We start from the raw sequence: 25662 nt of genomic DNA on the forward strand, positions 1-25662 counted from the left end.
CCATGTAAAATTGTAATGGGCAATAAAAAGGGAGTGGAAGCTGTTAGGTAGAGGGGGCTAGGAAACTACCTGAAGTTCAGCGCTCCACTCCCAAATCTCAACTGGAAGAACTACCCTTCGCAAATAATATAAATAATAAGACCGAAATTGCATAGTGAAAATACCGGGATTTCATCTAAGATATGAATATTTTTTCACAAGGACAACAATTCCGTAAGTTTTCCTCTTGCGTATCTCGTTGAAAAACAATGAAATGCGATTAAGTTTGACTATCTATCCCGGGGGCATGACTTTTGCCGGTTGATAGTTCATGGACTGTTTCTTTGGCGCATATCAGAAGAGACTGGATGCTTCTACAACCCAGAAGATGCTGGTCTGTTTTTCCATACCGGCGGCGGGCATTTCATTCAAGGCTCCTTTCGTCGGGGAAGAACTGCACACCGAGTATGCCTCACTCTTGACCCTGCTTGAATTCATTGAACTGAACCGCCAGCTTTTTGAGGGGCGAGAGTTGAGGATTTATGGTGATAACCTGGAATTGGTCAACCAGATCAATTTGCAGTCGGTCTGTCGTTATGAATTCACCGAATTGTTGAAAAAGGCGTTGGAATACCGCGAAAAATACAAATTTTGCCTTGGCTGGGTGCCAAAAAAGAATAATCCGGCCTTGAACTCCCTTTTTGATTGACAGTTCTTTCCCCTCTCTCTTAATTTGGGGCTGTGACTCCAAGCGAACTTAATCAGGAACTGGAATCCGGTAGATTCCGGTCGGTCTACTATTTTTGTGGGACCGAAGATTATCGGATGAAAGAAGCCGAAAAGGCGATTGTCCGGAGATTTCTTCCCAAATCCCAGACGGCTATAAATCATACAGTCATAACCGCGCAGAAAGGAAAGCTGCCCGATATTCTGACCGAGCTTTCTGTCATCCCGATGCTGGGAGAGCGGCAGGTTTTCACCATTGATGAAATTCAATCCCTTGCACAGAGCGAGATAGAGAAGATACTTTCTATCTTGAGCCCGCCGGATCCGAGCCGAGTTGTCATTTTCGTGACACCGGCAACCAGGGCGTTGAGCAAGAAAACGAAGCTGCTGGAATTCCTGCTTCAAAAAACCGCGGCAATTGAATTTAATCGGATCCCGGGGGACCAGGCGCGAAGAAGAATCACCGCCGTCTTCAAAGAGCACCAGATCACGATTCAGCCCGAAGCCGAAAAAATACTGATAATGTTGGGCGGTGGTGATATGGGAGGACTGACCGAAGAAGTGAACAAGCTGGTCAACTATGTCGGTCAGGGAGGAACGATCAGAAAAGAGGATGTAGCGCTGGTCTGTTCCGACTATCAGGCTTACCAGATTTACGAGTTGGCGGATCGGGCGGCACAGGGGGATTTTGATCGATCACTGGCCATCATAAGTTATCTGTCCGGTCAGGGGGAGAGAGCTTCCACGATTACATTCTGGCTGGGAGAGCATTTTATCGACCTTTATCTGGTCAAGAATAAGAAGCCTTTGCCGGTCTGGAAAAAGAAGTTTCTTTGGAAATACAGCCAGCAGGCGGATCTGTTTGATAATAAACAGCTTGAGAAGATAATCGAGTTGATTTCCGAGGCCGATTATGAGCTTCGCAGCAATATCAAACCGGAAATCCTGATTATCGAGAAATTGGTTATTAATATCTGTAACCTTCGCAATCAAAAAACTGCCCATGGATGAAAAAATCCGGGAAGAAAAAGCGGCTCTATCTGTAAATAATGCGAATGATGCCGCCTTGGACCAGGCTCTTATCAAGGCAGCCCGGGACGGTGATAAGAATGCGTATGGGCGGCTGGTGCTGAAATATCAGAAGCGGGTATATAGATTCGTGGCGGCGCTTCTGGGCCGAACGGATACCGCCGAGGATATGGTGCAGGAAGCTTTTGTGAAAGGATACCTGGCCTTGAATGATTTTGAGTGGGGAAGGCCGTTTTATCCCTGGATTTCAACTATTGCCAGAAATCTGGCCCTCAATCATATCAAGAGAGAGGAGCGGGAGAAACCGATTTCGGAAATCGATGATTTCCTCTATCAGGTGCCTGATTCCAGCGCAAACCCGCTGGAACGAATGATTGAGAAGGAGAATGATAAGAGGCTCTTGCGAGCCATTATGGCTTTGCCGATTCAGTTTCGGTCGGTTTTCATTCTGCGAATGTTCGAGAAGATGAGCTATGAGGAAATTGCCCGATATTTGAATATCTCGGTCGGAACCGTTGATTCCAGGCTGCACCGGGCGCGGGAAAGGCTGATTGAGGCCCTAAAGGATTCGCTTTAGAAGGAATTATGAAGTGTGACAGGATAAAATTGATTTTGGGTCGGTATGTTGATGACCGGCTGACCGCATTGGAAAGAGCCGAGGTCGAGGAGCATCTGACCGGCTGTACCGAATGCCGCGCACATTATCAGGATCTGCTGAAATTAGAGGCTTCGGTCGAGAAGCTGCAACTTGGCGGCGATGAGGAGTATTGGTTGCGGCAGAAAGACGCCATCCTCGGCACCATAGGCGAAATTGAGGCATCCACAGTTGTTAAACTGCCAAAGAAAAAGAGAACCGGACTTCCTTTTAAGCTGGCGGCAATCGCCGCCTCGGTTTCGCTGGTGGCCTATATATCCATACATGAATCGAAAGTCACCGAGCCGACTAGGGCACTATTTACGCCGCAAGCTTTGCCGAGTGTATCAACCGTCAAACCTTCAATGCCTGAAACAACCAAAGCGGCCGAGCATCTGATGATCGAGAAGAGGGCATCTGATACCGGCGCTCGGACCTCTCCGAAAAGCACAATCATAAGCATGGAACCGGAAAAGAGGGAGGTTCCGGTAGTGTCTCCAATTACTGTCACTCAAAGTGCGGAGTCGATGGTGGCCGGCGAGAAGCCAATAGTTCTTGAAGCAGTACCGCCTGCTCCAGACACAACGAGCAGAATCTCGAAAATTACGAAAATGGAGCAGACGCTAATCCAGAAAGTGCCGGAGCCTGCCGGAGAGTCTCTACTTAAAAAAGAGAGAAAGAGCGCACCGTCGGCAAAGCCTGAGGAACAAAAGGGTCACAAGCCAGAGGCCCTGCCCGAAATTCCAGTTCCGAAGACTGATCTCGCGAGTGCTGACCGGCAGATGAATCCAAAAAGCCAGAGCAACGCAATCATATCGGCCGCGTCCGACAGCAGCGATATGATTGCCTATGTGGATTGGCGCCGTCAGACGGAGTATCTGGAGGCACTGCACGGTCAACTCCTGACTTCTGAAGGCAAAGGGATTTCTTCCATCAGCTCATCTCAAAAGACCGATTCCCTGAAACAGGTACTGCTGGACATGGCCGAGGCTTATTACAATGTCGGCCGTCTCACGCCCGATAAGGATGAGAGATATGTCATGCTGGGCAAACTCCAGAGTCTAGCCGCCCGGGCGGATTCAAGCTGCCTGAAAACGATACAGGATTATATAACTGCTCTTGATTCCCTGACAAAATAAGAACTTTTTGTTCCCCCTTCCGTAAATAAACAATAGAAGAACGGAATTTGAAACGGATGGAGGTCTTATGAATAAACGACTTTACTGGTCGCGGGTAGACCACAAGATTGGCGGCGTATGCGGCGGTCTGGCGGAATACTTCGATATCGATCCGACGCTGGTAAGGATTGCGGCCATAGTGCTGATATTTTTTCACGGCCTCGGTCTTCTGGCCTACATTATCGCCTGGATCACCATGCCCAGACGTCCCCTGGTAGTTGTCGACGGAGCAATTGTCAACGAGCGGCCAGCGGGTAAGAATGGAGCTTCGAAAGGCGCTTTCATTCTGGGTTTTATCCTGATTCTAATCGGACTGCTTTTTCTAATTGAGAAATTTTACTGGTGGTTTGATTTTGGCCTTGTCATTGCGATTGCACTGGTTTTATTGGGCATATTTTTACTTGTTCGGCCGGGGAAAGGAGAGCATGTCAATCATAATAATGCACAGCCGGGGGAGGTGGTAAGATGACACCGAGCCGTCTGAGATGGGGACTTCTTCTGGTCGCAATCGGCGCGATGCTATTGCTTAACAATACCGGCGCTCTCAGTTGGGAATACTGGCTCCAGTTGCTTTATTGGTGGCCGATTATCCTCATCGCCATAGGTGTGGAGAAAATATTCCTCAGGACCAGATTGCAGATTTTGTCGTACCTGTCGCCGTTGATTCTGGTGGGAACCATGGTTTATATTGCCTTTGATACCGGGGCGGAGACAGCTAATTCCCATGATTACTTCTCCCGCTATCGTTGGAGCGAAGCATCGGATTCCTCGGTTCGTCTGACCGAGGCGACCATAGAGAACGGCAGCACGAATCTCTATGTTGGCCGCGGTGGTTCCGACCTGGTTTCGGCGCGATTTGACCGGTTTTCCCGAAAGCCCAAAATTGATTTTTCCAAGAACAGCGGTATTGCCCGGCTCGAGATGCGGCGCGGAGGCGGGGGATCGAACTGGAGCGGACGGGATTTCATCGTGATCAACAATCACCGCGACGGGCGCACCTGGAATCTTACTTTTTCCGAGGCAGTGCCTCTCAAACTCACCTGTCGTGGCCGCAATGCAGATATGGATCTCAATATGACTTCGATCCCGATGGAAAATTTGCTCATCGATGACCCGGGCGGGGAAGTCTACTTGAGAGTCGGAACGCTGAAACCTCGGGTAAATGTGGAGTTGAGCGGCCGCGATGCCCAGCTTCAGTTTCGCATCCCCGACGGAGTCGGAGTTAAAGTAACCGGCTCCGGAAAGAGCGATTACCTGCAGAGGAAGGGATTCATTGAAAGGGGCGGGGATTATTTTTCCGGCGGCTATGACACCTCGAATGTTCAGATCTCTTTGAAGATCAATGATGAACTGGAAGAATTTTCAATCGAGCCTTACTGACGACTATCGGTTTTGACCAAAGGCCGCCCGCGGGCGGCCTTTTTTTATGAACTTCTCCTGCGCGGCGCCTGCCCGGGTCCAGAAAAAAGGGTTGATTTGCGCCATGTTTTATTTATAATAGTAACCTTATGTCAAAACCATACAAACTTTCATCGCTGGAAGGTAAGGTCATAGCCATTGACGGCCCGGCCGGTTCCGGAAAATCGACCACCGCCCGGCTGCTGGCCGCCCGCCTCGGATATATTTACCTCGATACCGGGGCCATGTATCGGGCGGTGACCCTTTTTGCTTTAAGGAATGATGTTTCGCCTGATGATGCCCGGGCGCTTGAGGCAATTGCGGGGAAGGTGGTCATCGAATTTAAGCCGGAAGGTGACGGCAATCGGGTTTTCCTTAACGGCGAGGATGTTTCCGCCGCTATCAGGAATCCTGAAGTAACCGCAGCGGTCTCGCAGGTCTCGGCTCATCCCGGAGTACGGGAGGCGATGGTCAGGCAGCAGCGGGAAATCTCCATAAAGGGGAGCGTTGTTGCCGAAGGGCGCGATACCACTTCGGTGGTTTTTCCCGAAGCCGATCTCAAGGTCTATCTGGAAGCCTCCCCGGCTGAGCGGGCGCGCCGCCGCCTGATAGACTTTACCCGTCTGAACATAAGTTCCTCGCTTGAAGAACAGATGAAGGATCTGCAGCGGCGTGATGCTTATGACAGCGGTCGGGCTCATTCGCCTCTGACCCGCACCGGCGATGCAGTAGTTATTGATACGACGAATCTGACAGTCGAAGAGCAGGTAGATAGAATTATCAAGCTGGCGAAATCGCGTTTTACGAAGGTATGAGATTTTTCTACCGTCTGTCGACCTTTTTGGTCAGAGCGCTGGCCCGCATAATCTTCCGAATAAGAATCTTCCAGCGAGATAATATCCCGCCCAAAGGACCTTTCATTCTGGCCTGTAACCATATTTCCTATTATGATCCCCCGCTGGTAGGGAGCTTTCTTTATCAGGAAATTCATTTTATGGCCAAGAAGGAACTGTTTCGCAATCGGCTCTTTGGCGCTTTGATAAGCTACTTTCATGCCCATCCGATCAATCGGCGCGGCTTTGATAAAGCCGCCATTGATATGGCCATTGATGTTCTTAAATCGGAAGGGGGAATCATAATATTCCCGGAGGGCACCAGAGCCAAAGAAGGGGTGTTTCTTCCGCCCCGGCCCGGTATCGGCATGATTGCGGCAATGTCCGGGGCGCCGGTGATTCCGGCCTATATTCATGGTTCCAACCGTCTTTCGGCCTGCCTGATGGGGAAAGAAACATTGGGGATAATCTATGGCCGGGCTATGGCAGGTGAGAAGATCGCCTCTTATGCGAAAGAGAAGGACGGGTATCGGAGACTGGCCGAGGATATTATGAACCGCATAAAGGATTTAAAGACCGAATTTTATAATAAAGTGAAGAAAGATTGACATTTCGGGGGAAATGTATAATATTTAAAGTTTGCGCCGATATTGAAATCGTCGCTTGATTCTATGCGAATATCCCGCCCAGGCGTTCTGCGCCTAGGGATAAATATATCGTAAGGAGGAATTTCTAACAATGGCTGAAGCCAAAAACGAACAGAGAAGCAAAGTCCAGACGACAGGAGGTGATCAAACGCCAAGAATGACTAAGAGAAAAGCAGGCTTGGCAAAGAAAACCAAGGTAAAGAAAGTCAAACTGGTCAAGAAAGAAGAAATCGAAGGTTCCGCTGCAGCGGTGGAACTGGAAGAAAAGCCAAAGGAGCAGATTGTCACCGCCCGCAGGCAGCGGGTATCCGAACGTGCCGCCCGCGCTGAGATTCAGCCTCGACCGGTCGTGGCACTGGAGACGGTCGCCTCCATGAAGCTGACCGAGATCGACAGCAAGGAATACACGCCGGAGGAACACAAACGCCTTCTTGAAATGTACGAAGGTACTATCAAAGATATAAAAGAAGGTGAGATTGTCGCCGGCACCGTTCTGGGTGTCACCCGGGATGATGTTATTGTCGATGTCGGATTTAAATCTGAAGGAATTATACCCATTTCCGAATTCCCCGAACCGATCAATATTTCCGTGGGCCAAAAGATCGATGTTTACCTCGAGGAAATTGAAGATCAGAACGGCCAGTTGGTTCTATCCAAGCAAAAAGCCGATTTCATGAGGGTCTGGGATAGAATCCAGGAGGCGCATGATTCGGGCGAACTGGTTGCCGGCAGAGTGGTCCGCCGTATCAAAGGCGGCGTCGTGGTTGACATTATGGGAGTCGACGCTTTCCTTCCGGGGTCGCAGATTGCGCTTCGGCAGGTTCCTGATTTCGACGCCCTCATCAATACCTCGATGCAGTTGAAAATTATCAAGCTCAACAAGAATCGGAGAAACATTGTCGTGTCCCGGCGGGTAGTGCTTGAAGAGGAGCGCGAGTCGAAGAAAGCCACACTTCTCAAGGAGATTGCCGTCAGCCAGGTGCGCGAGGGTATTGTCAAGAATATTACCGATTTCGGCGTTTTCATCAACCTCAATGGTGTCGACGGCCTGCTGCATATTACCGATATGTCCTGGGGACGAATAAAACATCCCAGCGAAATGGTCTCTCTCAGCGACCGGATTTCGGTCAAAATTCTTGATTTCGATGAGAAAACTTCGCGCATATCGCTCGGTTTGAAACAGCTGACGCCTTACCCGTGGGAGAATATTGAAGAGAAATATCCGATCGGTAAGAAAGTCACCGGCCGGGTGGTATCAATAACCGATTACGGTGCATTTGTTGAGCTGGAAAAGGGCGTGGAAGGTTTGATTCATATCTCCGAGATGTCCTGGACCCAGCATATCAAGCATCCCTCCAAGGTGATGAATGTCGGCGACAAGATCGACGCGGTGGTGCTATCGGTTGACCGGGAGAATGAAAAAATCTCTCTGGGCATCAAGCAGATGGAACCGGATCCATGGGATACCATTGAAAAGAAATATCCGGTGGGGAAGGTTGTCTCCGGCAAGGTTCGGAATTTGACCGCGTTCGGGGCATTTATCGAACTGGAAGAAGGGATTGACGGGTTGATTCATATCTCCGACATGTCCTGGACGAAGCGAATCCAGCATCCTTCCGAGTTAATGAAAAAGGGCGATAAGATCGAAGTGAAGATTCTTCGCATCGACCACGAAAATCGCCGCATTTCTCTGGGGTATAAGCAACTCAGGGATGACCCCTGGCCCGAAATTGCCAAGAAGTATTCCATTGGGTCGGAATCTCTGGGGACTATCACCCGGGTTTTGGATCGCGGTGTGACAGTGGCTCTGGATGATGATGTGGAAGGATTTGTCCCCACATCGCAGCTGGGAAAGCAGGATCTGGCTAACCCGGGCGATGTTTTCTCGGAAGGGGAAAAGATTCCGCTTCAAGTCATCGAATTCGACCGGGCGGCCCACAAGATAGTGCTTTCGGTTTCCTCTTATTACCGGAATCGGGAAAAGACGGAATTTGAGCAGTATCTGGCGGCGCACCCAACACGAACCGTGACCATGGGTGATGTTGTCGGGGAAGCGGCCACGGGGACCAAAAGCTCCGAGCCGACCGGCAGCGCTCAGCCGAGTGAATCCGGAGAAGAGGCGACTCCTGAAGAGCCCCGGATGGCTCCGCCTTCAGTTGATGAAGCTCCCGGTTCTTAGGAAAAGGGTTCTAATTATAGAGCTTAATGAATTGATTCATTAATGCGGTTAAAAGTGAGCGGCAAGTGATTTGCCGCTCACTTTTTGTATAATCGATTCTGATATGAAGAAAGTGGCTCTGGAGACAATCGGCTGCCGCCTGAATCAGTACGAAACCGAGCGGATAGCCGCCACACTGGCCGCCTGCGGCTTGGTGCGGGTTCCTTTTGAAGATGCGGCCGATCTTTATATTATCAATACCTGCACGGTCACCGGGCGGGCTGATGCCAGTTGCCGACGGGCCATTTCGAAAACCATCAAGCATCATAATCAGGCCCGCATCGTGGTGGTCGGATGTTATGTCACCGCTGAAAGAGAAATGGTGACAAATCTCAATGGGGTCGATCTGGTCATTGATAATGAAGAAAAGGAGGAAATCGCGGGCATTCTTAGAAGAAAATTCCCGGAGCTTTTTGAAAATATTTCTGAATCCGCCCAGGCTCCATTGCTTTCCGATTTTCACAGGCACAACCGCGCCTGGGTAAAAGTCGGCGACGGGTGCAATCAGAATTGCTCTTTCTGCATTGTTCCCATGGTACGAGGCAGGCTGGTCAATCGCCCGCCTGGGGAGATAATAGCGGAAATTGATCATCTCGTTTCGCACGGATTTAAGGAAATTGTCTTGACCGGCGTGCATCTGGGGCAATATCGTTACGACCGGATTGGCTCGCCCGCTGAACTCATCCGACATATTCTAGCGGAAACTCAGGTCGCCCGCCTGCGGCTGTCATCAATAGAGCCGCAGGAAGTCAGCCCCGTATTGATAGCTGTTATGATCGAGGGAGGGCAAAGGGTCTGCCGCCATCTGCATATCCCGCTTCAATCAGGCTCCGATAGAATTCTTAAGATTATGCGCCGCCCCTATGATATACAATCATATCTGGAGAAACTGCGTCTGGCCGGAGGAGAAATCGGCCGCATCGTTATCGGCGCCGACATTATAGTAGGCTTTCCGGGAGAAACGGAAGATGATTATCAGCAGACGATCAAGGCCGTTCAATCCGGTCTGATAGATTATCTTCATGTCTTTTCTTACTCCGATCGTCCCGGCACCGCTGCTGCTTCATTGCCGGACAAAATCCATTCACGTGTCATCAAAGAGAGAAATGAAATACTCCACGGTATATCCGGTGAGCAATATGCGAAGGCGCTTAAAAGAGAAATAGGGGAAACCGCTTATGCCATATCGGAGCATCGCGCCGAAAGGGGGGACCATTTCTGGGGGATAACCGATAATTATCTGAAGGTTGCTCTTCCGGCCGGACGCGGTGGAACCAAAGAGATAATCAAAATGAAAATTACCGGTGCCAATGACAGGCATCTGATTGGTGAAATCAAGTCATAAATGCTGTCATTTTTCATTTAATCCTCTTAACTCTTCAAAGAAGATTTTGCCCTTATTCGGGAAAAATTTTCATTACAGGCCTGAATTTCGGCCCTTATGCCGAGATTTTCTTTCTGTCGTAATCCATTGATTCTCATGTAATTGGCTCGCCGGCACCGTTTGCGGCACGCCCCGTGCTAAAATATCCTTCGGCAAAATGTAAATATGCCTTGGAATATATGGAAGAAAAAAAAGATATAAATGAAATAGCCCCCGATGAGCGCGCGGGAAGGAAGCTGCAACTGGGCAGCCTGAAAAAGTACCTTCTGCCGACATTAATAGCCCTCGCCCTGTTCGTTATTTCGACCGCCGTTTCCTCGCTGTTTTTTCAGAAGCCATCTGCTATAACAGGTCTGGAGGGGACACCTTCCGATACGGCCAACCTCAAGGCCGATTCCATTTCCGAGCAACTTTCGTCAGATGATTCAGGGTCCCTCAAAATCGACACCGTCGCAATCATGAAGGAATTGGCTTTTCTTAATTATGATCCCGAGAAGAAAGCAGGCAGCTCACCGTCGGCCGCCCGCGACTCATCGGACACACTGAATTGGATACAGAAACAAGTTGCCAGGCTGGAAGAAGAAAAAACCACAATTGAAAATAAGAAGAAAGAACTGGAGATGCTGGATGCCAAAGTCAACCAGGGTCTTCAGAAACTGCAACAGGTGGAATCAGCGCGGATGGTCAGCTTGGCCCGTCTTTATGATGGGATGCGTCCCGAAGAAGTAGCCAAATTGTTTGAGAATCTTGATGATTCGATGGTAGTGGCGATTCTCCCTCGCATGAAAGCAGCCAATGCCGCCAAGTTGCTGGCGCTTCTCCCTCCCAAACGGGCGGCTCTTATTTCGACACAACTTATTTCGGTGGTAGAAAAGTAAGATGAATACTGTCCCTCAAATAATCGATCCCCTGGCTCTCCTGAGCGCGTCCGTCACCGGCATTAATATAGGCCCGGTACCGGCAACAGAGAAGGTCGCTTCGGCTCCGGATTTCACCCAATTGCTATTTGAGGGATTGTCATCGAATAAAGCCGGCCAGAGCGTTTCCCTAATGGATACGAGAAAGCCGCAAGGGAACTCACCGGCACTATTCCAAAATCCTATTCCGGTGTCAATCATACCTGAAACAAAGACACCCTTATTTATTGCACCGGCTTTGATGCCGGCCTCTTCTGGTGGGAATGGATCAGTTCCCGAAGAACTTCTCTTTGACGGTCTCGCAATGATAAGCCCCAATCCCGAGGCTGGTGAGGCACAGTTGCTTCAGGGCCTGGATAATGCCGTTTCCGCTCCGCTGGTCCCTATGTTTGCAGGCAATTGCTTTGAAACCGCCGACGGTCCTCTGGTTTCCAAGCAGAACGGTACAAAGCCGATCATGAAGAATCTTTTCCTGACATCTCATCAAAATTTGGGGAAAACTTCCCCACAGCAATATAATGTGGGGAGGCTTTTAGGCCTTTCGGAAAGTGGCATGATAACACCAGATTTGAAAAGCGTTCCGACCGATCAAGTATCGCGGGGATTCATATTTCGCACGGACACTTTGCCGCTCCATGAAAATCCCCATGCACCTATGCTATCAATTGTCGAGGAGGGACTGAAGATTAAGGAAGTGAATATTACCACAATAGATTCAGGTGCCGCCAATTTTGCTAAAGCGAATAACAGTGAAATCAATATTAACCAATCAAATATAATTGAAGCCAATCCTGATGATAGCTCTATGAATAAGGGCGTGATTCCAAAGGGGGTTCTTTTTCTAAATGACAAGTCCGTCATAACCGGATTGATGCAAACGCCTTCGAATGATACGGTTCCCATTTCCTTAAATATAAGGAAAGGCGGCAATCTCTCCCCACAGGGTGTGGCTGTTTCTGAGGGGAAAACAGCTCTCCCTGAGGGTGTAATTTCTGAGGTAACCGCACCAGAGAGTGCTGCCAATACTTTAAATCAAAATCGGGAATTTCTTGAACTGACGGAACCTGTCATTAAGGGCAGTCCCGCGGTCACCGGTACGGATAAAGCTGTCATCATGCCGGCGGTTAAAGGAGTGCCGATCGCGGATAATACGCCGACTTCGGAGATGACCGCTGTTCGTTTTGTCCTGCCTCCGGAAGTGCGCGAAACCGACCTGAAGCAGGGCCGGACAATTATCATCAAGATGGAGCCGGAGCATCTGGGAAATGTACGATTGACTCTGACTTCTCAGCATGACTCGATTACGGGAAGACTGGTGGTCGAGAACTCCGCCGCCCGCGCCGTGGTCGAGACCAACCTGGACAAGCTCTATGACCAGCTGGCTCGTCAGGGAATCAGACTTGATGCTTTTCAGGTATCCCTCAGCGGGGAGCATGCGGGAAACCGCTTTGCGCACAGCCGCTCCGCCGGAGATCTTAAAGCCAGGGGCCGTAACAGAAAAGAGTACGATTCCGCCGGGGAATCTTTGAATCGTTCGGAAAATATCTCCCGCAACCTGATGTATATCACGGCCGCGGGTGTGAACTGGGTAATATAGGAGGAAGCAATGGGTATCATATCACCGGTTGGCGTTGACAGTAACGGCAAGGCGTTGTCAACCGGCAGCATGAAGTCGCTGGATAAAGACGATTTTCTCAAGCTGCTGGTCACCAAGCTGACTTATCAGGACCCCATGAAGCCGATGGAGGATGAGGCTTTTATCGCCGAACTGGCGCAGTTTTCCTCTCTGGAGCAGTTGCAGAATCTCAATAACGCTCTGGTAAATTCCCAGCAGTGGGACCTTATGCAGATGCAGACAATAAACAACACCATGGCCACCGGGCTGATCGGCAAGGAAGTGAAAGCGACCTACAGCGGTGTTTACCTAAGCGATGACAATCGCCCCATGATCAACTACACTACAACCGAGCAAGCCGCTCATATCAAAGTGGAAATAAAGAACGCCGATGGAACGGTAATACGGACGCTCACCCAGAATGATGTTCCCCCGGGCCAGTCATCGGTCGTCTGGGACGGCAAGGATGAAACCGGAAAACGAGTTTCCTCGGGATACTATACCATAGAGATTTCCGGTGAATCGGTTGGAGGAACCAAAATAACACCATCAACCTTTGTTACAGGACGAGTCAACGGTGTGGTTTATCGCGAAGGCTCGGCCTTCCTGCAGGTCAACGGGCTGGAGATTCCTCTGAGCGATATCAGCGCCATAAACGAAGCGAATGGTTGAGGAGCAGACTGATTATGCAAGTCGACAATTATAATCGGGAAGTGAATCTTCTGGACATAGTCAACCGCGGCCGGATAATGCCGAAAACGGTTGCCACCGGAAAAGCGGCCAAGAACAGTTTCTCGCAGGAGCTGGTCAAGGCCACGCAAATAAACATTTCCAAGCATGCCCGCGAGCGCCTTCATTCGCGCGGCATTGAACTATCGGATACCAAGATGGCCGAGCTTTCCGCGGCGATCGATAAAGCCGCCGGAAAAGGCTCACGCGAGACTTTGATACTGGATGAATCGGCGGCCTATGTGGTTTCCATTCCCAATCGCACTATTATCACAGCTTTCGGGCGGGAGAATCTGCGGGAAGGGGTTATCACCGCCATTGATTCGGCCATTGTCCTGTAGGAGAAGAAAATGAACAATGTAACAATACACACTAACCGAGGCTGGCCCCCGTATCGAAACGGGGAGGCCTTACCAAACGGTAAGGAGGATGTACTCCTATGATGGCATCACTATTTGCCGGCGTTTCGGGACTCCGAAACCACCAAGTCAGAATGAATGTAATCGGCGACAACATTGCCAATGTCAACACGATCGGTTACAAAGCGGGTCGGGTTAATTTTCAGGAAGCCCTGGTGCAGACGTACAAGGGAGCCGGAAGACCTTCATCGATTTCCGGCGGCACCAACCCGATCCAGCTGGGATTGGGTATGACGGTGGCGACAATCGACAATCTCTTTCAGCAGGGAGGATTGGAAACCACGGGACAGATAACCGACATGGCTCTTCAGGGTTCGGGTTTCTTTGTCCTCGCCGATAACACCGGCCGGTATTATACGCGCGCCGGTTCTTTCGGATTCGACGCCAACTCGAATCTGGTTGACCCTTCAACCGGTCTTTTTGTGCAGGGGAAGATGGCCGATGCCAACGGCAATATTCCTTCGACCGCAACGGTCGGCAATGTTACCATGCCTTTCGGCCAGCAGGACCCGGCTCGCATGACCACCCAGATTGCTCTCGGGAATAACCTGAATTCGGTGGCGACCGATTCGGCGGCTACCATGGTATCGGTCAGCACGACAAATATTGACACCGTCACCGGTACCGCCATTAACGGCGCCGGCGGCGTGCATCGTCTGGATATCACCGGGAACCAGGCTACCAATTCGTCTTTTACCGGCAACAATGTGGCCGATGACGGCTTCGGCAATCCCGGTGCGGTACTGTCGGGGGGTACAACCCTGACCAGTTTGGGAGTGACCGATGCCACCGGGTTTACTCTCTCCCGTGACAACGGCAGTCGTATCGACACCGTCTCCGGCCTGACCGTGGATTCCACCATTAATGATCTCATTTCCGCCATCAATCAGATAAGCGGCGTACATGCTCAACTGGTGGGAGGAGAAATCGAAATTACCAGAACCAAAGCCGGCTCAGGTGCGGATTTTAATATTGAGTCTTCGACTTCAGCGGTAACCCTGAATGGCAGCGGTGTTGCGATCGGCGGCAATATTGTGGGAGTAATCTTTAATCCCATTGGCGCAACATTCCTGGCCAATAGCGGGACGAATAACACTTTCAGTTGCACTGATAGTTTCACGCCGACCGGCGGCTCGGCCCTTCCGGGCCAGACGCTGGGAATCGTGGTCGATGACGTGACCGGATTAGCGGTGGGCGTGTCGGGTTTGGGTGCCGGCGGCGTTGAGGTGAGCAGCCTTAATGGGTTGAACGCCGGAACCGCCGTAATCAATACGGCTAACACCACTCATGCTATGTCGATTACGGTCTATGACTCGCAGGGCGGCAAGCATGCGCTTACTCTGGAATTTCTTAAATCGGTCAATCCCAACGAGTGGACCTGGTCGGCATCTTTTAACGGCAATGAGACCGTAGTGGACGGCGGCAGCGGGACGGTTCGATTTAATGAGGATGGCTCAATGCTTTCCTTCAATTATATCGGCGGCGCCACCTCGCTGACATTCAATCCCAATAACGGCGCGGCCCCGGTCAATATCGCCATCGATTCCGGTACAACCGGCCGATATGACGGTCTAACCGGATTCGCCTCGCCCCATACCGCCTCGGTTATGACCCAGGATGGTTATGGACTGGGGATTCTCGACAAGATATCCATTGATAAGTCCGGTAATATCTCCGGGATTTTCACGAATGGTGTCAGCCGTGTCCTGGCGCAGATAATCATTGCCGATTTCAACAACCATGCCGGTCTGCTCAAGGCGGGTCGCTCGCTCTATCAGGCCTCGGCCAACTCTGGCCAGGCTATCGAGGGCGTGGCCGGCGAGACCATCTCGGGAACGATTTCCTCGGGTGCGCTGGAGGCTTCCTCGGTCGATATAGCCCAGGAATTTACCAATATGATCACGGCTCAGAGAGGATTTCAGGCCAACGCCAGAATCATCACCACCTCCGACAATATGTTGGATGAACTGGTCAACCTCAAGAGGTAATGGGAAACGGTTAGATGATTAAAGTGACCCGATTAAATAACGCGGAAATCGTGATTAACGACGATCTGATCGAATTTGTCGAATCGAGCCCCGATACTATTATCAGTCTGACCGACGGCAAGAAGATAATGGTCAAGGAAGCTCCCGATGAGATTATCAGGAGGGTGGCCGCCTTTCGCAGGCTGGCCACCGGGTCCGATCGATTGTCGATGAATGATAAAATGGAGGAGCATTGAGATGCCCCCGAAAAAGGAAAATGTAGAACTTAATGACGCAATGGCCGCCGAGGATGGCGGAAAAGAAAAGGCCCGAAGGAAAATCCCTCCTCTGGCAATCTATGCGGCCATCAGTCTGGTCATGATCGTGGCCGGCTACTTTGTTGGGACGAGCTTTTTCCGTTCTTCGGGAAAAGTCACCAGGCAGGAGACGGCCAGTGCTGAAAAAAAGAGCGAAGAGAAAAAGACTGAAAAGAAAACTGATAAGAAGGAAGAGTCAGAAGGAGCTGGCTCGGTGGTCAATCTGGATGATATCATTGTCAACCCGGCCGGCACCTCGGGAACGAGATTTCTATCGGTCTCGATCGGTTTCGAAATCGGCTCGCCCGAAACGGCCCGGCTGTTTGAGGAACGCCAGCCGCTTATCCGCGATGCCCTGATAACCATTCTCGGGTCGAAAACGATCGAACAGTTGTCCGATTCCAAGCAGAAAGAGATCACCCGTTATCAGATCAAAAAGCGCGTCGAGCAGCTCTTGAAGATTGATGATCTGGCGGCGGTCTATTTCACCGATTTTATCCTTCAATGACAGGTAACAGGAGACAGTTTCCTTGGCCAAAATACTGACACAGGATGAGATTGATGCCCTCTTGACGACCGTGTCGTCGAATACGCCCGACCCGGAACCGGTCATCGGGAAATCGGAGCAGATGCGTTCGGTGGTCAACTATGACTTCAAGCATCCCAATCGGGTTTCCAAAGACCAGGTCCGGACTCTGGAGAACATGCATGATACTTTCGCCGGGCATATCAGTTCGACCATGTCGGCGATGCTGCGAAGCATGGTTGATGTCGACCTTGTGTCGGTCGACCAGATCAACTATTCGGAGTATGTCATGTCTCTGGTTTCTCCCTCATGCACCTATACTTTCACGGCGCCGCCGCTGGAAGGGCTGTGCATTATGGATTTCAATCCCGCCCTGGCTTTCGCCTTTATCGACCGGATGTTCGGCGGTGGAGAAAAAAACCTGGAAATCGAACGGGAGTTGACCGGAATCGAACGGCTGGTGATGTCGAAAATCGCGCAGAGAATTTACCGCGATCTGGAAAACTCCTGGTCGAAGATCGTGCCGATAACCATCGAACAGAAGTCATTCGAGAGCAATCCCCAGTTCATCCAGATTGTCCCGGCCAATGAGACGGTCATTGTGATTTCGATTCAAATCAAGCTTTTCAGTACGACCGGTCTTTTGACCATTTGCTATCCCTATGTTTCCCTGGAGTCGGTTTTGGGAAAACTCTCCGCCCAGAACTGGATTGACGCTACCAAGCGGAAAAATCTCCGCGAGAACCGGGATATAAATCGCGACAATCTGATGCCGGTGCCGGTGCCGTTGGCAGTCATACTGGCCCGAACCAAATTGAAGCTGCGTGATTTTGTCAGCCTGCAGGTCGGCGATGTGATGACCACCGACCATAAGATCAACAATCCGATTGAACTGCTTGTGGCCCAACGGAGAAAATTCGTATGTCGCCCCGGCCTTTTCGGGAAGAGGAGAGCCTGTCAGATTATTCAATTACATTCCGGAATAGGAAAGGAGTGAAGACAAAAACATGGACGAAAAAAACGATTTGAAGATGCCCGAAGAGGAGATTCAGGCGGGACCGCCTGCGGAAGAAGATAAGCCTCTTGACTTGATGTCGATCTTCCTGTCTCAATCGAACTGGGGCGGGCCAAGATGAGCATCTCCGATCTGCTCGCTCTGGGACCCGGTTCGGTCGTGGAACTGGACAAGCTGGTCGGCGAGCCGGTCGACCTTCTGGTCAATCAAAAGTGTGTCGCCCGCGGCGAGGTGGTAGTTGTGGAAGAGAATTTCGGGTTGCGGATTACGCAATTGATTTCGCCCGAAGAAAGAATCAAGAATCTGCAATGAAAGCCAATCCCAAAACCAGAGCCGTAACGCTGGCGATCATTCTGGCGGTGGTGATTCTGGGCCTGCTGATGCTAACGAGGTTCGGTCATGTGACTGCGGACCCGTCGGACACAACGAAAAGCTATCTGGTGCAAACGGACAGTACTGGTACAGCGGCCGGTACGATCAACCCGGTTGATAAGCGTGCCGATAATGAGACGGTGTTTCTTTCAATGGCCAAGCTGGTCGGCGCCCTGATTGTGGTCGTGGGGGCCATTTATGCCTTTCTGTTTATGCTGCGGAAGATGATGGGATCCAAGCTTTCGGCCAATCGCGGCCATCGGGTACTGGAGGTTCTCGAGACCACCTATGTGGCGCAGAAAAAATCGGTTTCTCTGGTCCGTTTCTCCGACCGGGCCGTCCTGATCGGTATCACCGAAAGCGGCATTACCCCGCTGGCGGAATTGGATGGTGATGAGACCGCCAGAGTGCTTTCGGCGGCCAATGCGGAAAAATCATCGGCCGGTTTCAGAAATGTCTTGAGTGAGGCAAAAGAGCGTTTCAAAGTATTCAGTTTCGGGAGGTCACAGAACTCTTAGATTTTTCTGTTTTCACTCTGCGGCCAGGACGGCCGCTGTCAATTAACCCGGCTTAAGCCGGACAAATAGGATTGCACGGTTTCATAGGATATGAAAAAGAGAATTGGCATCTTAACGTTTATCATCCTGCTTGCCCTGGCATTTTCAAGCGCCCAGGCGCAGGCGATCCCCAAGGTATCGGTTGAAGTGGGGCAGTCATCCAAACCGGGTGACCTATCGGCCACGCTGCAAATTGTCCTTGTCCTGACCGTTCTGACATTGGCACCCTCGATTATATTGATGATCACCTCGTTCGTTCGGATCGTAGTCGTCCTGGGATTTCTGCGGCAGGCGATCGGCACCCAGCAGTTGCCCCCGAACCAGTTATTAATCTCATTGGCCCTGATTTTGACATTTTTCATTATGAGTCCGATGGCCAATAAGGCGTACAACGAGGGATTGAAGCCGTATCTGGAGGAAAAAATCGGCAAGGAAGAGGCCTTCAACAAGGGAATTGAACCTTTCCGCAAATTCATGTTGGCCCAGACGCGGGAGAAAGACCTGGCTCTCTTTATCAACCTGGCCAATTTGCCGCGACCCAATACACCGGCGGATGTGCCGCTGCATATTCTGATTCCCGGTTTTGTCCTTTCAGAGCTTCGCACCGGTTTCCAAATAGCCTTTCTGGTATTTGTTCCATTCCTGATTATTGACATGATTGTCGCTTCGGTTCTTATGGCGATGGGTATGATGATGCTGCCACCGACCATCGTGGCCCTGCCGTTCAAGATTCTGCTTTTTGTTCTCGTGGACGGCTGGTATCTGCTGGTAAAATCTCTGGTGGAATCATTTCATTAGGAAGGACAGATAGATGACTCCGGAATTGATTGTCACAATCGCCCGCGATGCGATTATCACCATGCTTCTGGTTTCGGCCCCGATGCTGATTTCAGGGCTGCTTATCGGGCTCATAATTTCCATCCTTCAGGCGATCACCCAGATTCACGAAATGACGCTGACCTTCATTCCCAAGATTATCGTGGTGGCGGTTTCTTTGCTCCTTTTTCTCCCCTGGATTATCAGCACGCTGGTGGAATTCACCCAGCGAATGTATGGAATGATTTCAACCTTATGAAAAAAGCCTTTCTGAAAATATTTCTGTCTCGTCCGGTATTATTTTCCGCATCTCAGCTTCGCCGGGCCGCCGGCCTTTTTAACTCTCTTTCTAAACTTCATTAAATCAACGACTTAAAGCGCCTCCGGGCGCGCCTGCAGACCGGCATAAGACTTGATTAAAGTCTTGACGAATAACCCGTACTGTAGGTAAAAAGATTTGTTTGAATTCGTAACATACAGCGCCGCCAAACTTCAGATACTCCTTCTGGTATCCTTTCGGGCCGCCGGGCTCTTTATCTCCGCTCCAATACTGGGGCATCGCGTGCTGCCGCCGTTGGTCAAGGCGGGGCTGGCCATAATCCTGGCCATCATTCTTATTCCGGTCGCCTCACAGGTGTCGCTCGAGCCGGTCAATTCAATCTGGCTGCTGGCCGTTCTGGCCGCCAAAGAGATGTTGATCGGCTTCATCATCGGCTTTTTCTTCTCACTCCTTTTTCTGGCGATCCAGATGGGCGGGGGCATTGTCGGTTATCAGATTGGTCTGGCTATCGGCAATGTGCTCGATCCCGAGTTCGGGAGTGAAGTCTCGATTGTCGGCGAGTTCTGGGTTTTGATAGCGTCGTTGATATTTCTGTCCATTGACGGACATCATGCCATCATCTCCGCCTTTGCCGACAGTTATCGAATGATTCCCGTGGGCGTTTTCAATTTCTCCGGACCGGCCGGTGAAAATATCATCCGCCTGTCCTCATATGCCTTTGTCATGGCCATCAAGATTTCGGCGCCGGTGGTAATCACTCTCTTCTTAACGGAAGTGGCGCTTGGCGTGGTGGCTCGCACTGTGCCGCAGATGAATATATTTATTGTCGGTATCCCCCTAAAAATCGGCATCGGCTTTTTGATTCTGGCGATATCTCTGCCGGTTTTCAGATTCATAATCGAAAAATCGATTGGTTATCTCGATATGGAAGTGATCCGGCTGCTTCACAACATTGGCACCGCATGATAGGTTAATATGGCTGAAGAGCAATTCCAGGAACGCACCGAACAAGCGACCCCGCGCCGCCGCGAAAAGGCGCGCGAGGAAGGGAAAGTCGCCCGCTCCGCCGAGCTTAACTCGGCCGTGATTCTTTGTCTTGGTGCAGTCGCCCTCTATTTCATGGGGCCCATTCTGGTTTCGCAGTTGAAGCAGTTTATGATCTTCATATTTCAGGAAGCACCGCGTATGCATCCCGATTATGATACCATGGTGGCGCTTCTCACTTCGAAAGTAATGACCTTCTTCTTTCTGCTGGGGCCGATTCTTCTGGTCCTGATGGTGGTGGCGTATGGAATCAATGTCATGCAGGTGGGATTCCTTTTCACCGGCAAGCCGCTCGAACCGAAACTGGACAAACTGAATATCGCCACCGGCATCAAGAAGCTTTTCTCGGCGCGTTCGCTGGTTGAGCTTATCCGCGACACCGCCAAGGTCATACTGATAGGCTTTGTGGGTTACAAGGCTATCACCGCCCAGATGGATTCCTTCTTCCTCCTCTCGGATAACTCGGTGGGTGTCTTTGCCGGCGCCATGGGGCAGATGGCACTCAAAACCACGCTTCAAATTGGAGCGGTTATGCTGGTGCTGGCCATATTCGATTATGCCTACCAGAAATTTGATTTCGAAAAATCAATCCGGATGAGCAAGCAGGATATCCGGGATGAATATAAAGACACCGAGGGTTCACCGCAGATCAAGGCGCGGGTGCGACAGATACAGCGGGAGATGTCCCGCCGGCGAATGATGCAGGAAATCCCCAATGCCGATGTTGTCGTGACCAACCCGACCCATATAGCAGTCGCGCTCAAGTACAATTCGACGGAGATGGATGCGCCCATGGTCGTTGCCAAAGGCGAAAGGCTGATTGCGGAGAAAATTAAAGAGATCGCGCGTGAGGCGGAAGTGCCGGTCGTCGAGAATCCGCCGCTGGCGCGGGCCCTTTTCAGCATGTGCGAGGTCGGCTCGTATGTTCCGGCTAAGTTGTACCGCGCCGTAGCCGAGGTGCTGGCCTATGTGTACCGGCTTAAGGGAGTGGGAGTTTAAGAAATGGCGTTTGAAGGCAATTCCCTGCTTAGCAATCTCATGAAGCGCTCGGATATAATCCTGGCGGTTTTTGTCATCGGGACCATCGGGGTTCTGGTGATACCGGTGCCGCCCGGATTCCTCGATTTCGCTCTGGCTTTCAATATAACTTTCTCGCTGGTTATCCTTTTGACCACCCTTTATATCACCCGGCCGCTCGAACTCTCGGTTTTCCCCGGCATGCTTTTAATAGTTACGCTGATGCGGCTGGCGTTGAATGTCGCCTCGACCCGTCTGATTCTGGGCAACGGATACGCCGGCGAAGTCATCAACTCTTTCGGAAATTTCGTTGTCCGCGGCAATTATGTCGTGGGCTTTATCATCTTCATAATTCTGGTCATCATTCAGTTTGTCGTTATCACCAAGGGGGCCGGACGCATCTCGGAAGTGGCCGCACGGTTCACTCTCGATGCCATGCCCGGAAAGCAGATGGCCATCGATGCCGACCTCAACGCCGGATTAATCGATGACCAGGAGGCCCGCCGCCGTCGCGAAGAGATTGCCCGCGAAGCCGACTTTTACGGCGCCATGGATGGCGCCTCCAAGTTCGTCCGCGGCGATGCTATCGCCGGCATCCTTATCACCATGGTTAACGTGGTCGGCGGATTCATCATCGGCATTCTGATGCAGGGGAAAACGGTCTCCGATGCTCTGCGCACCTATACGCTTCTGTCGGTGGGCGACGGTCTGGTCACTCAGATACCGGCGCTGATCGTTTCCACCGCCGCCGGCATCATTGTCACCCGGGCCGCGTCGACATCGAATATGGGCAGCGATCTCACCAATCAACTGGTGAAACAACCGCGCGCCATAATGATTGCGGCCTCGATGTTGGTGCTGTTCGGCATTGTGCCCGGTATGCCGACCCTGCCCTTTGTCCTCTTGGGAGCTGTGGTCGGCGCGATCGGATATATCACCAACGAAAACCTGAAGAAAAAGAAAGTGGATGATGATAGACAGTTGGCGCAGAAGGGCGCAAATGCCCCGCCGGAGCGCACCGAGGATCTTCTCAAAGTCGATTCCCTCGAAGTTGAAATCGGTTACGGCCTTATTCCTCTGGTCGATGCCAGTCAGGGCGGTGACCTGCTCGATCGCGTCTCGACCATTCGTCGCCAGCTGGCGTCGGAAATGGGTGTTATTGTCCCACCCATTCGTATCCGCGACAATGTCCAGCTTCAGCCCAATCAGTACCGTATTAAAGTCAAAGGCATAAATATCGCGGGCTACGAATTGATGCTAGACCATGTCCTGGCCATCAATCCCGGATATGTTCAGGATGAATTGGAAGGATTCGCCACCAATGAGCCGGCTTTTGGCTTGGGGGCGACCTGGATTATTCCCAACTTGAAAGAACTGGCCGAGTCGCGCGGGTACACCACCGTCATACCCTCGGCCGTACTGGCGACACATCTCACTGAGACAATCAAGATCTATGCGGCCGAATTACTCAGCCGCCAGGATGTGGCTCATCTGATAGATACTCTCAAGGAGGACCATCCCTCGCTGGTGAATGATGTTATCCCGTCCGTGGTGCCTCTTTCGGCCATCCAGCGCGTGCTTCAGGTGCTTCTCACCGAACGGATTCCTATTCGCGACCTGGCCGCCATTGTGGAAACCATTACCGATTATTACCCCGTCACCAAAGAAACTGATGTTCTCGCAGAATATGTGAGAATGGCGCTGAAACGGCAGATAACTAATATGCATCGTGATAAAGACAACCGCATTCATGTCTTTACCATCGATCCGACTATTGAACAGATGCTTACCGACGCCGTGCAGAACACCAAGCAGGGACTGATGCTGGTAATTGCACCGGCCGATTCGGAAAAACTATTGAAGGCTTTCGGACGGCAGATTGAGCGTATAACCACGGAAGGACATAATCCGATCTGCCTCTGCTCCCCCAATATCAGGCTCGCTCTAAAACGTTTGACCGAGGCCGCCTATTCCGGCCTGATAGTGCTCTCTTACAATGAAATTACCAACAATGTGGAGGTCATCTCCATCGGAACAGTGAGAATTGGCGATGATAATTAAATCATTCACAGCTCCCACCGTAGCAGGCGCGCTCAAGATAATCAAAGAGGAATTGGGCAATAGTGCCGTGATTCTCAAGACCCGTCTCTGTCCGGTCACCGAAACAGTGCAGGGAGGAGACCGCGTCGAGGTGACCGCCTGCATCGATGAAAGCGCTCTGGCACCCAGACCGGCCAAAAAGGAAACAAAACCACGGCCGGAAATAAAGTCTAACCGGAATGAACCGGTTGAAAAAGCTGGATCATTGTCGCACTTATCGGCGACATCCGACCCCATTGATTTCGCCGTAATGCTGGAAAAGAAACTCGATTGCATTCTCAATTCTCAGCGTACCGCGGATTCAATGGGCGAGATCGACCGGAGAGTCCGGCCGATCTATCTCAATCTCATCGATGCCGATATTCCGGTCGAGATCGCCCGTGAATTGGCTGACGAGGTCGAAACCAGACTGACCTCGGAAGCGGCGGAACTGGCCGCTTACAAAATCCTCCTTCAGGAATTAAAAAAGTACACGGCCGACGAAGTTCCGATTGAGCCGGGTATGCGGGTGGTTTTTGTCGGGCCGAGCGGCGCCGGAAAAACCTCCGCTCTGGCCAAAATGGCCGCCCTGCTTTCCTCCGGTCTCAATAAGAAAGTCACGCTCTCCTCGCTCGATAATATCAAAGTTTCCGCTTACGAGGAGATCAGCGGGTATGCCGACATACTGGGCGTTCCGCTTGATATTTCGGGGCGGTCGGAAAAGAAACATAAAAAGGACTCAATCCTTCTGATTGATACCCCCTCGCTCAACGGCCGCGAGGAGCAACATATGGAACTGATGAAGAAAATAAGCGAAATCAGTCCCGATCTCCTTTTCTTATGCTTCTCGGTTTGCACCCGATCGCGCGATCTGATCGATTCCATCAACCTCTTTGAGTCTCTGGCGCCCAACTATCTCATCGCGGGGCATCTTGATGAGACTCCGCGCTGGGGCGGCATTCTTACCATGATGCGGTATCTGGATATTCCGCTGGCCTATCTGGCTGATTCACCCGGTGGGATGGGGCTGTTGAAGACGGTTGATCCGGCTGTTATCGCCCGCAGGATATTGAAAGTAGAGGAGGCCGGCTATGAAGATTAATCGTCTGGCCGAATATTATCATGAAGGCATCCCGGAGAAGAGGGGACCCCATCTGGTTTCATTGCTTTCCGGAAAAGGGGGCGTTGGGAAATCGACCATCGCTTTCAACCTGGCCGCGACCATGGCCGAGGCCGATGAAAAATGCCTGCTTATCGACACCGACTGGTATTTCGGAAATCAGCATATTCTTGCCAACGTAACGCCTCGGGGCACCCTGCTGGATGTCACCGGAAATCGTAATGATGCAGAAAAGGCGCTAACGGAAGTCAATAACAATCTGCATTTGATTGCCTCACCCTCATGCGCCGTCGACCCCCAGGATTTTGAAGCCGGATCGTTTGCGCATTTTGCGGCGGATATTCGTTCTCTTTTCCACGTCTACGATTTTGTTATCCTCGATACCCCCTCGGGCCTGATCGATCTGATTCGTCTTGCGGCATGCACGTCCGATACCAATATCATCGTTGTCAATCCCGAGCTAACCTCGATTGCCGATTCGTATGGCCTTTTCAAGTATCTTGCAAAATGCAATAAAAATATCGCTGTGCATTTATTGATCAATCGTGTCACGAACAGCAATGATCATGAGTATATATATCAGAAATTGGCGGTCACGGCCGAGCGGTTTCTTGGGATTCTGCCGTACGACGGCGGCTATCTCCTTGAGGATGATGCAATTGTCACATCGGTGGCGCAACAGAAACCGCTAATCGGATTGGCGCCGGCCTCACCGGCCATGGACGGGCTTCTGTCTCTAAGAAATCTGCTTCGGGGTGAAAGGGCAAACGGGGCCGAGTATAATCGTGTCAATTTAACCGGAAATATAAATTCTCAAAGGATTCTAGCCGATATAAAGGAATAGCA

Annotated in this window: 27 protein-coding genes and 1 pseudogene; all 28 read left to right on the plus strand. The window is 51.1% G+C overall.

Annotated features, from left to right (window positions below; translation table 11 throughout):
- The first annotated feature begins 310 nt into the window (after positions 1 to 310).
- The 28 genes and pseudogenes from NT002_05870 (at position 311) to NT002_06005 (ending at position 25660) form a co-directional block, all read left to right on the plus strand.
- On the plus strand, positions 311 to 688 hold the full coding sequence (locus NT002_05870; protein ID MCX6828795.1) for a hypothetical protein: 378 nt from the start codon (positions 311 to 313) through the stop codon (positions 686 to 688).
- 32 nt (positions 689 to 720) lie between these two features.
- Positions 721 to 1716, plus strand: a complete 996-nt coding sequence (gene holA, locus NT002_05875) for a DNA polymerase III subunit delta (protein ID MCX6828796.1) — start codon at positions 721 to 723, stop codon at positions 1714 to 1716.
- On the plus strand, positions 1709 to 2311 hold the full coding sequence (locus NT002_05880) for a sigma-70 family RNA polymerase sigma factor (GenBank protein ID MCX6828797.1): 603 nt from the start codon (positions 1709 to 1711) through the stop codon (positions 2309 to 2311). Before holA ends, NT002_05880 begins: the two co-directional genes overlap by 8 nt.
- 8 nt (positions 2312 to 2319) lie before the next feature.
- Positions 2320 to 3507 (plus strand): zf-HC2 domain-containing protein, encoded by a 1188-nt coding sequence (locus tag NT002_05885; GenBank protein ID MCX6828798.1) that lies wholly within the window; start codon positions 2320 to 2322, stop codon positions 3505 to 3507.
- Between the two features lie 67 nt (positions 3508 to 3574).
- A complete protein-coding gene (locus NT002_05890; protein ID MCX6828799.1) occupies positions 3575 to 4015 on the plus strand; it encodes a PspC domain-containing protein in 441 nt (146 codons plus the stop codon).
- Positions 4012 to 4926, plus strand: a complete 915-nt coding sequence (locus NT002_05895) for a DUF5668 domain-containing protein (GenBank protein MCX6828800.1) — start codon at positions 4012 to 4014, stop codon at positions 4924 to 4926. The genes NT002_05890 and NT002_05895 overlap by 4 nt, the downstream gene beginning before the upstream one ends.
- A 128-nt stretch (positions 4927 to 5054) precedes the next feature.
- On the plus strand, positions 5055 to 5759 hold the full coding sequence (gene cmk, locus NT002_05900; GenBank protein MCX6828801.1) for a (d)CMP kinase: 705 nt from the start codon (positions 5055 to 5057) through the stop codon (positions 5757 to 5759).
- Positions 5756 to 6385, plus strand: coding sequence for a lysophospholipid acyltransferase family protein (locus NT002_05905; GenBank protein ID MCX6828802.1), 630 nt, complete (start codon positions 5756 to 5758; stop codon positions 6383 to 6385). The genes cmk and NT002_05905 overlap by 4 nt, the downstream gene beginning before the upstream one ends.
- 130 nt (positions 6386 to 6515) lie before the next feature.
- Positions 6516 to 8603, plus strand: a complete 2088-nt coding sequence (gene rpsA, locus NT002_05910; protein ID MCX6828803.1) for a 30S ribosomal protein S1 — start codon at positions 6516 to 6518, stop codon at positions 8601 to 8603.
- A gap of 103 nt (positions 8604 to 8706) precedes the next feature.
- Positions 8707 to 9987 (plus strand): tRNA (N(6)-L-threonylcarbamoyladenosine(37)-C(2))-methylthiotransferase MtaB, encoded by a 1281-nt coding sequence (gene mtaB / locus NT002_05915; protein MCX6828804.1) that lies wholly within the window; start codon positions 8707 to 8709, stop codon positions 9985 to 9987.
- Positions 9988 to 10205: 218 nt separating this feature from the next.
- Entirely contained in the window at positions 10206 to 10904 is a 699-nt protein-coding gene (locus NT002_05920) for a hypothetical protein (GenBank protein ID MCX6828805.1), read from the plus strand.
- Positions 10905 to 11184: 280 nt separating this feature from the next.
- Positions 11185 to 12540: a flagellar hook-length control protein FliK gene (locus tag NT002_05925; protein ID MCX6828806.1), complete on the plus strand. Its 1356-nt coding sequence runs from the start codon at positions 11185 to 11187 to the stop codon at positions 12538 to 12540.
- Positions 12541 to 12549: 9 nt separating this feature from the next.
- Entirely contained in the window at positions 12550 to 13230 is a 681-nt protein-coding gene (locus NT002_05930) for a hypothetical protein (protein MCX6828807.1), read from the plus strand.
- Positions 13231 to 13244: 14 nt separating this feature from the next.
- Positions 13245 to 13628 carry a flagellar biosynthesis protein gene (locus tag NT002_05935; GenBank protein ID MCX6828808.1) on the plus strand — a complete coding sequence of 128 codons (384 nt, stop codon included), beginning with the start codon at positions 13245 to 13247 and terminating at the stop codon, positions 13626 to 13628.
- A gap of 98 nt (positions 13629 to 13726) precedes the next feature.
- On the plus strand, positions 13727 to 15694 hold the full coding sequence (locus tag NT002_05940; protein ID MCX6828809.1) for a flagellar hook-basal body complex protein: 1968 nt from the start codon (positions 13727 to 13729) through the stop codon (positions 15692 to 15694).
- Between the two features lie 14 nt (positions 15695 to 15708).
- Positions 15709 to 15930 carry a flagellar FlbD family protein gene (locus tag NT002_05945; protein MCX6828810.1) on the plus strand — a complete coding sequence of 74 codons (222 nt, stop codon included), beginning with the start codon at positions 15709 to 15711 and terminating at the stop codon, positions 15928 to 15930.
- A gap of 1 nt (position 15931) precedes the next feature.
- Entirely contained in the window at positions 15932 to 16498 is a 567-nt protein-coding gene (locus NT002_05950) for a flagellar basal body-associated FliL family protein (protein MCX6828811.1), read from the plus strand.
- 22 nt (positions 16499 to 16520) lie between these two features.
- Positions 16521 to 17513 (plus strand): flagellar motor switch protein FliM, encoded by a 993-nt coding sequence (gene fliM / locus NT002_05955; GenBank protein MCX6828812.1) that lies wholly within the window; start codon positions 16521 to 16523, stop codon positions 17511 to 17513.
- A 10-nt stretch (positions 17514 to 17523) separates the two neighbouring features.
- Complete coding sequence (locus NT002_05960) at positions 17524 to 17652, plus strand: hypothetical protein (GenBank protein ID MCX6828813.1); 129 nt, start codon at positions 17524 to 17526, stop codon at positions 17650 to 17652.
- Positions 17607 to 17843: pseudogene (gene fliN, locus NT002_05965) on the plus strand (flagellar motor switch protein FliN). Before NT002_05960 ends, fliN begins: the two are co-directional and overlap by 46 nt.
- Positions 17840 to 18421 carry a flagellar biosynthetic protein FliO gene (gene fliO, locus NT002_05970; GenBank protein MCX6828814.1) on the plus strand — a complete coding sequence of 194 codons (582 nt, stop codon included), beginning with the start codon at positions 17840 to 17842 and terminating at the stop codon, positions 18419 to 18421. Before fliN ends, fliO begins: the two are co-directional and overlap by 4 nt.
- A gap of 90 nt (positions 18422 to 18511) precedes the next feature.
- Positions 18512 to 19258 carry a flagellar type III secretion system pore protein FliP gene (gene fliP / locus NT002_05975; GenBank protein MCX6828815.1) on the plus strand — a complete coding sequence of 249 codons (747 nt, stop codon included), beginning with the start codon at positions 18512 to 18514 and terminating at the stop codon, positions 19256 to 19258.
- Positions 19259 to 19271: 13 nt separating this feature from the next.
- A complete protein-coding gene (gene fliQ / locus NT002_05980; protein MCX6828816.1) occupies positions 19272 to 19535 on the plus strand; it encodes a flagellar biosynthesis protein FliQ in 264 nt (87 codons plus the stop codon).
- 198 nt (positions 19536 to 19733) lie between these two features.
- Positions 19734 to 20522 (plus strand): flagellar biosynthetic protein FliR, encoded by a 789-nt coding sequence (gene fliR, locus NT002_05985; GenBank protein ID MCX6828817.1) that lies wholly within the window; start codon positions 19734 to 19736, stop codon positions 20520 to 20522.
- A 9-nt stretch (positions 20523 to 20531) separates the two neighbouring features.
- Complete coding sequence (gene flhB / locus NT002_05990) at positions 20532 to 21599, plus strand: flagellar biosynthesis protein FlhB (GenBank protein ID MCX6828818.1); 1068 nt, start codon at positions 20532 to 20534, stop codon at positions 21597 to 21599.
- A gap of 3 nt (positions 21600 to 21602) precedes the next feature.
- Positions 21603 to 23678, plus strand: a complete 2076-nt coding sequence (gene flhA, locus NT002_05995; protein MCX6828819.1) for a flagellar biosynthesis protein FlhA — start codon at positions 21603 to 21605, stop codon at positions 23676 to 23678.
- Entirely contained in the window at positions 23668 to 24798 is a 1131-nt protein-coding gene (locus NT002_06000; protein MCX6828820.1) for a hypothetical protein, read from the plus strand. Before flhA ends, NT002_06000 begins: the two co-directional genes overlap by 11 nt.
- Positions 24788 to 25660 carry an AAA family ATPase gene (locus tag NT002_06005; GenBank protein MCX6828821.1) on the plus strand — a complete coding sequence of 291 codons (873 nt, stop codon included), beginning with the start codon at positions 24788 to 24790 and terminating at the stop codon, positions 25658 to 25660. The genes NT002_06000 and NT002_06005 overlap by 11 nt, the downstream gene beginning before the upstream one ends.
- The last annotated feature ends 2 nt before the right edge of the window (positions 25661 to 25662 follow it).

It is taken from the genome of Candidatus Zixiibacteriota bacterium, assembly GCA_026397505.1.
GTDB lineage: Bacteria > Zixibacteria > MSB-5A5 > GN15 > PGXB01 > JAPLUR01.